The organism is bacterium (assembly GCA_035527515.1).
Classification (GTDB): domain Bacteria; phylum B130-G9; class B130-G9; order B130-G9; family B130-G9; genus B130-G9.
Map to the genome: position 1 here is coordinate 1 of DATLAJ010000062.1, position 7,015 is coordinate 7,015.

At 56.4% G+C, this 7,015-nt stretch carries 8 protein-coding genes; 3 read left to right on the plus strand and 5 right to left on the minus strand.

The window, feature by feature from the left end; genetic code table 11:
• The 3 genes from VM163_04490 to VM163_04500 all read right to left on the minus strand — a co-directional run.
• A partial coding sequence (locus tag VM163_04490) for a hypothetical protein (protein ID HUT03132.1) occupies positions 1-629 on the minus strand: 629 nt, incomplete at its 3' end.
• A gap of 4 nt (positions 630-633) precedes the next feature.
• Complete coding sequence (locus VM163_04495) at positions 634-852, minus strand: hypothetical protein (GenBank protein HUT03133.1); 219 nt, start codon at positions 850-852, stop codon at positions 634-636.
• 160 nt (positions 853-1,012) lie between these two features.
• Complete coding sequence (locus VM163_04500; protein HUT03134.1) at positions 1,013-1,804, minus strand: TIGR04255 family protein; 792 nt, start codon at positions 1,802-1,804, stop codon at positions 1,013-1,015.
• Positions 1,805-2,318: 514 nt separating this feature from the next.
• Here VM163_04500 and VM163_04505 point away from each other — a divergent pair.
• Both VM163_04505 and VM163_04510 read left to right on the plus strand, forming a co-directional pair.
• Entirely contained in the window at positions 2,319-3,419 is a 1,101-nt protein-coding gene (locus tag VM163_04505; GenBank protein ID HUT03135.1) for a reductive dehalogenase domain-containing protein, read from the plus strand.
• A gap of 66 nt (positions 3,420-3,485) precedes the next feature.
• Positions 3,486-3,689, plus strand: coding sequence for a hypothetical protein (locus VM163_04510; GenBank protein HUT03136.1), 204 nt, complete (start codon positions 3,486-3,488; stop codon positions 3,687-3,689).
• A gap of 74 nt (positions 3,690-3,763) precedes the next feature.
• Here VM163_04510 and VM163_04515 read toward each other — a convergent pair whose 3' ends face one another.
• A complete protein-coding gene (locus VM163_04515) occupies positions 3,764-4,150 on the minus strand; it encodes a DUF302 domain-containing protein (protein ID HUT03137.1) in 387 nt (128 codons plus the stop codon).
• A 631-nt stretch (positions 4,151-4,781) separates the two neighbouring features.
• Here VM163_04515 and VM163_04520 point away from each other — a divergent pair.
• Positions 4,782-5,369 carry a flavodoxin family protein gene (locus VM163_04520; protein HUT03138.1) on the plus strand — a complete coding sequence of 196 codons (588 nt, stop codon included), beginning with the start codon at positions 4,782-4,784 and terminating at the stop codon, positions 5,367-5,369.
• A gap of 186 nt (positions 5,370-5,555) precedes the next feature.
• On the opposite strand, the gene VM163_04525 is transcribed toward VM163_04520, so the two are convergent.
• Positions 5,556-7,015 (minus strand): hypothetical protein (locus VM163_04525; protein HUT03139.1); only part of this gene is annotated, 1,460 nt, incomplete at its 5' end.

The window sequence follows — 7,015 nt, forward strand, 5'->3', positions numbered from 1 at the left end:
TAGGGTTCAATGGGTTCCGGCTTACTTCGCCTGTACTCCTCGAGCTCTTCCTTGGTGAGCGGATACCATTCGTTGTATGGGTAGCGCCTGAAAAACCCAGACAGTCGCTCTCTGAAGTGCGCGGCGGCAACCTCATTGAGCCTACCCATTCTACGCTGTGCCCTCATGCTTTCCAGATCCTTCCTAGCGATCCGGAGCATGGTGCTGAAGTCGGCTCCCATTCTCTCGGTGAAACCAATCTCATGATTGACGGGGAGATAAAACCACTCGTAGTTGACACGAGCGTGCTGTGTGATCACGCCGACCCATTTCTTCGGGGTGTCCTTCATGTCCGCGATGCGAGGATAAATCTCTCGAAAGGGTCTGATCTCGCACAACGATATGTCACGGCTTCTTAAAGCGTCGCAATCTTGCGTGACAACCATCCCGATAACCGGCCTTATGTACACGGCAGCGCGAACTGGACGGCATCCCCATCCGTCAATTAGATCGACCCATCGACCCTCAACGGGATTATCCTGTTCATCAAAGGCGTGAAGCTTCTCCAGCGACACATCGACTCGGGGAACATCGCGGAATATGTCTCCCTGACGGATAGGATCGCCAGGCGAGGGCCTTTCATAAACCAACCGCTCAATCCTCTTCCAACACGTCCATAAGTCCGCCAATGAAGCGCGATTGAGCTTCCGCAACCTTTCTGCGCTCGTCTTCCGCCTCCTCAAGCTGGCGACGTGCGGAGGCAAAGGCGTCCGCAAGAGTGATCCTCTTAAATGGACTCCGAAGGCTGAATTCGCTCCTCTCAACGCCGGTAGCGAGCGATTTTCCGCTGGCTTCGCTTTCATAGAAACACATTTGCTTCCCCTCAAACGTTGTTGTTGACGAATCAGGGCACGTCGTCGGCAAGGATACACCCCATCCAAACATAGCTCGGAGGGATTGCTCGTCAGAGGCAATGTCAAGAAGCGGAACTTTGGTCAAACGGGCAAACGAGTCTTGCGATACGCGGATCAGCTCAGGCATCTTCACTGCCCCCAAATTGATTCTCTAGTTCTCCCTTTATCAAGTTGAAGAACCAGCTTTCTGCCACTTCATGAGCATTCTTAAGCCATAACTCGCATTCGTCAACCTCACGAGGTGACTGCTCCTTCTGAGATTGAATGTTCAACTCCCAAATCACTGCCGGTTTGCCCGAGCTTTGACCGGTGGCCAGTCGGATGGTTCCCACACCCTCCGGCCTGTTCAATGGGTACGACATGCTCAGGTAGAAGCCAACTGGGTCGCCTGAGATTTGAGGTGAAGCGGCCACCTGATCCGGAAGAGCAACCTTTGTGTGCAGCTTAGCAGACATATATTCGATAATGTCGGTGTCTCTTGGGTCAACCTGCACCGCGTTAATGTACCGCAACAGAATGCTGGAGAATCTCGGCTTCGGCTCCTCTCCACCAAGGCCATAGGCCTCAACTAGATTCCGGAGGAAATCCTTTGCCGCGGCCAAGAAGGCATCCCAATGGTACTCGTCCGTGAAGTTCAGCGTGGCTACTCCGGGTCCGGCTTGAATCAATGGATATGCGCCCTTCGCCTTACGAAACCGGTATTTGACCTCATGGGGCGTGATCTCATCGGGCAATTGGGCAGCAGCCAATCTGTCTATATGCGAATAATCATCCTTGAGAAGATCGTGGAACTTGCCCACGTAAAAGGGGTACATTGGATCCCGACGAACGCCCTTCGCGATCTTTTCAAGTTCCCATTTGAGCTCCAGAATCGCCTCAACTAGAGGCTTGTTTGACAGCTTTATGGACATGTTATCGATCCTTGTTCAACTTGTCTTCAATGAGAATCTCGCCAAACCACTGACTTTGGGGGACAGCGCTCTCTGAAATCCGCTTTGATCCCTTTTTTCCCGTTGCCCGTCGAAATCTAAACCATATCTGACACGTTCATGTTCCTGTTCCCACAGACGCTATGCACAGCTCTATCTAATACTGTCGTATAGGCAAACGTTTGATTCAAGTGATTTCAACTGAGGTAGTCCTGTTTGCTAATCGTGACCCCTGACGCCCTCACTCCTCCATCCCATCCCACGCCTCAAGCACCAGCCTCCGCGTGAAGTATTCGCTGAAAGACAGGTGATCATTCATTCTACCCCCCCAGTATCTCGCGCCAGTCATAGATGGAGTGCACATGGCCCTGCTCGGCCAGCAAGCGCTGAGGTTCAGCCCCGCCCCCTATTCCTTGCGCAACCCCTCGACATCGTCGCCTTACGAAGGTAGATTGATCGGTGAGCATAATGCGAAAACCAAACTCCGGAGCACGATATGAGACTGATTGACGAGCGAGACACGACCTTCTCGAGGATGGCACTCGTTGAGGGAAGCGATCGATACAGGGAGTGCTACGCGCGGCGGCCGGAGCTCGAGGCGCGTGACCGGGAGGTCCGAAATGCGCCGATGAAGGGGATATTGAGCCGCATGCGGCCGGATGCCTGTTTCGATGGCCTTCCCGACAGGCAGGCGGCCCTCGAGCACATAGTTGACGGCAACGTGGCGATGATCTTCGCCTCAACGGAGATGATCGAGAAGGCGCCCATCAGCGCCCGCAGAATCGCCATCCCGCCGGAGGAGATCACGCCTGTGATCAAAGAAGTTGCGCTCTATTTCGGCGCGGACATCGTCGGCATCGTCGAGATGCAGGACGAGCACTTCTACACCCACCACGGGCATTCGATGGGAGGCAAATACGGCGAGCCGGTTGACAAGAGCCTCCGATACGCCATCGTCCTCGCGGTAGAGATGGACAGGGACATGATCAACCGTGCCCCGCACTTGGAGGAGATACTGGCCACGGACAGAGGCTACCGCGATGTCGCGTTGGCTGGCTGTGGTGCTGCTATCCATCTGAAGTCACTCGGCTATCGGGCATTCCTGAATACCGTCGCAACCTACAACGCTCCGCTAGTGCGATTGGCCCGAGATGCCGGGCTGGGCCAGATCGGCAGGCATGGGATGTTGATCACCAAGAAACACGGAAGCCGGGTGCGACTCGGCGCCGTGATGACTGATATGCCGCTATTGCCCGATGGACGGATCGACTTCGGACTGGAGAAGTTCTGCATGCGGTGCGGCAACTGCGCGAGGAATTGCATCGGCGGCGCCATATCTGAGGGGCAGCCTGTGGACGAGGATGGCCAACTCCGCTGGACCTATGAGGACACCAACTGCATGGAGGTCTGGAAACGAGTCGGCACGGACTGCGGTATCTGCATCGCCAGCTGCCCATTCAGCCATAATATCGAGGAAGACCTCATCGATTCGATCAAGGATGATCCGATGGTCATCGAAAAGATAATCCGCGACTTCCGTCTCCGGTTCGGCAGGCGACCCGTCAACAAGGACAAGCTCAAAATCGCCCAGTTGTGAACCGGATTCAAATGGAATAGGCGTGGCCCTGCTCGGTGAGGAAGCGATGGCGGCTGAGGCCAGGTCTTGCTCCTTCGCGCCGGGATGTTTCACAGTATCGATAACGTTCCAGGCCACGCTCCCGACACCGGCTCTGAAACCTTGTTTTCTTCCGCTCCGCATCCCCTGTTTCATTCCGCCGCCGTGCCCGCCGCCTCGGTCGGCATGTCGTTCGTGGTGGTGAGTGGAGTGGTCCGTGCTCTGGTTACGTTCGTCACGCTTGGGCAGTGAGCGTTCCTTATGTTCTCCGTGGTCGTCAGACAGAGCACTTTCCCCTTTCACACTCGCGTCGCTCTGGAAGACGGTCAAAGAGAGTCGACTGCGGATTTCAGCTTCGCCCTTATTGTGTGTGCAATTTCCTGTAACTGCGGGTTCTCGACTGCTTTCATCGAGGCGACAGGATCAATGGCCGCAATCTCGACCTCGCCCGCTGAAACTTGCTGAACGACCACGTTGCAGGGGAGCATGGTCCCTATCTTGTCCTCTGCCGTGAGCGCCCTGTATGCAAACTGCGGGTTGCACGCACCGAGGATCTTGTAAGGCCGAAAGTCCACGTCGAGCTTCGTTTTCAAGGTGGCCTTGACGTCTATTTCGGTAATTATGCCGAAACCCTCCGCTATCAGCGATGCTTTGACCTTCTCGACCGCCTCATCGAATGTCCCACTAACCATTTTGCTCATGTAATAAGTCACTGTTTTTCTTCTCCCTGTTTGGATGACCTGCTGCTGTTGTCACAATACTCTATGGAGTTTAATAGACCTACCCCCATTGTCAAGGCCAGGGGCCATCCCGGATAATCAGATTGATGGACGTCAGACTGGAGAAAGCCCCTTTTGGAATGCGTCCGCCGCGCGGCGGATTTCTTATGCGGTGGCCTGGTGCCGCTCTCTGATGGATTACCCTTTCCACTCTGGAGCCGGTGCTGCGGACAACACGACGTTGTCGATCAGAGCCGGCCTCGCGTCGGGCCGCGGCGCTTCAAAGCGGCGCCGGGTCACCGCACTCCAAAAGGTATCTATCGCGATTGTGGCCCTTTGATCAGGTTTTCCGGGGTTGACCCGAAGAATCAGATTCGCATCTCAGGCGCGCGAGTCCTGGGGATATCGAGCGCGTGGCCCTGCTCGGTGAGGAAGCGCTGGCAGTTGAGGTCCGATCTTGCGCCTTCGCGCGGGGATGTTTCACAGTATCGATGACCTTCCGGGCCCCTCTCCGGCTCTGTATCAGGGTCAAGCATTGGTCCATTGACCTTTTAACCCGTTGACCCCAGTATTGAGCAAGAACTTATAGCTATTATCACATTGCATCGTTTGAGGAGGGATTGTGATGAGGATTCTCGGATTCGTTGGGTCCATGAGAAAGGACGGAAAGACAAGTCGGCTCGTGCAGGCTGTTCTTGATGGGGCCAAGAAGGCGGGCGATGACGTGGAGACGGAGGTGGTCTATCTGTCGGACCTCGACATCGGGCCGTGCCACGCCTGCTATGACGTCTGCGCCAAAGAGTCTTACAAATGTGTGATCAAGGACGATCTACAGATGGTTTTCGGTAAGATGAAGCAGGCGGATGCGATCGTGCTTAGCTCGGCGCTTTATTTTATCGTGCCGTCTCGGCTTGTGGCCTTCATGGAACGGCTCAGCTGTGTTGCTCATCTTGGCCAATTCCGGGGCTTCAACGAGCATCCGCTTGAGGATAAGCCCTGCGGCCTTGTTGCGGTCTCAGCAGAGACCACGGTTATGCCGGTGCTCGTCAGGCTTCAAGAGTTCGCGTTTGAACTGAGAATGAGGCCAGTCGCGATGAAGTCGTATCCTTTTCTTGGCGTAGCGGGCAATGAGAAGATGGAGAAGGACAAGTTCTTGAATCCGTTGGAGAACGCCGAAACGCTGGGCGAGCTTCTGGTTGAGGCGATTACGTAGTTTTGCTGTGCCGTCGGTCATTATTCCGCTACGGCGAAGGGGCATGAGGCGCTTGATGGGGGACAGCCGTCGCCCGTCCCCCATGCCCCCTCCGCGAGCGGAGAGCCTCCGCTCCCATAGCTTGGGCCAAGGGTGGCCTGCACGCCCTTCGTGCTCCTTCGTGGCCCTTCGTGGACAGAACTACCATCAATCATCTTTCACCTCGAAGGTGCATGAGGCGGTGCGATAGACGTTCTTGATTGAGAAGGGACCGGTGAGGCCGATGTGGAACGTGTATGCGCCGGCTGGGGCCTGCTCGGGGAGGGTGGTGTTCAGGAGGACGAGGTCGTCGATAGCGCCGTATGCGGGCAACGGGACGTTCGCGAAGTAGGGCACGGGGTAGGCAAAGAGCGCGAGACCCGTGGGCCCGTTGCCATCGGGTGGGTCCGGCAAGGGTAGCGGAGGCGGTGCCAGGTCCTTCATGTCCGGGGTGTTGGGTATCGACCCCGGCCCGCTGTAGCTCGGCCCCGTCTGAAGGAACTCCGTGCTCCCATCGAACGCTGCGTAGAATATCGGAAACGGAGGCGCCGCGTCTTGAGGCGCAACGTAGAATATCTGCCCGCTCGGCGCCTGAATAGCCGCGTAAACGTCAACGCTCGTCGGCGGGCCCAGGTAGGATAACGAGGCGCGTGCTTCTAGCGCGTCGGGCTCGGCCTGAGCTTTCAGATAAAAGCACCCGTCAGCCAGCAGAACGCTCACGCCTCGTTCAGTCGAGACCCAGATGTTCCCGTATGTGTCCTCATCTATGTCGTTGATCCCCCCAGAGCAGAGTCCGTCGCTGGTCGAACAGAACTGAACCTGCTCGTCCTGGTCGATACACAGAAGCCCGGGCTGAGAGTCGTCATCGAATAGAGCTGGGTAGGCATGGCACCACTTGCGGTTCTGAGTGTCCACAAAAACCGGATCTCCCGGGTTGTGTCCCCCCAAGGCATCGTAGTCGAGTTTTCTGAGCACTCCGTTTTCGATTACGGCCATCCAGCTGTTGTTCAAATCTCTGAACGCCGGCGCCCAGACGACATCGTCGTGATCAACAGCGATCGCGCTGTATTCGCATCCGAGCTCGTACTTCACCTCGTTCTCGCCGTCCCAAGAACGAATCCCCGCATAATCGTAGGGCGGGTCCAGGTAGCTGCAACCGCAGGATACCCAAAGCACGCCCTTGCTGTCCAGAGCGACATCGGTTATCTCCTGTCCCGACCAGTCAGGCTCATACTCCATGACCCACCTATCTCCGTCAAAGCGCCTAACGACCCGGGCGTAATCAGAGACATAGCAGACCGCGAGCACCTGACCATCTGGGCCTATCTTGACTTTGCTCACTCGCCGGCCCGGCAGGTACCCATCCCATTGTTGCCCGTCAAACCTATAGGCGCCCTCGTCCGTCCCGAACCAAACCTCGCCTTCCAACGCGGATGCTATTGAGTTGATCTTCTTAGGCAAGTCCCGATGCCAAGGCCAGAACGTCTCATACTCCGCTCCGTCCCAGCGGCAAAGGTAGGATGCATAGGGATCGTAGTGTGTATAGTCTATCCAGTCCCCCGCCACCCAGAGTGTCCCTCCTGCGTCAATACAAAGGTCCGACACCAAGCTCGCCGGCAACGGGTCTG

Coding starts and splice junctions, on each gene's coding strand:
- VM163_04505 (HUT03135.1), top strand. CDS start 2,319: ATGAGACTGATTGACGAGCGAGACACGACCTTCTCGAGGATGGCACTC.
- VM163_04500 (HUT03134.1), bottom strand. CDS start 1,804: ATGTCCATAAAGCTGTCAAACAAGCCTCTAGTTGAGGCGATTCTGGAG.
- VM163_04495 (HUT03133.1), bottom strand. CDS start 852: ATGTGTTTCTATGAAAGCGAAGCCAGCGGAAAATCGCTCGCTACCGGC.
- VM163_04520 (HUT03138.1), top strand. CDS start 4,782: ATGAGGATTCTCGGATTCGTTGGGTCCATGAGAAAGGACGGAAAGACA.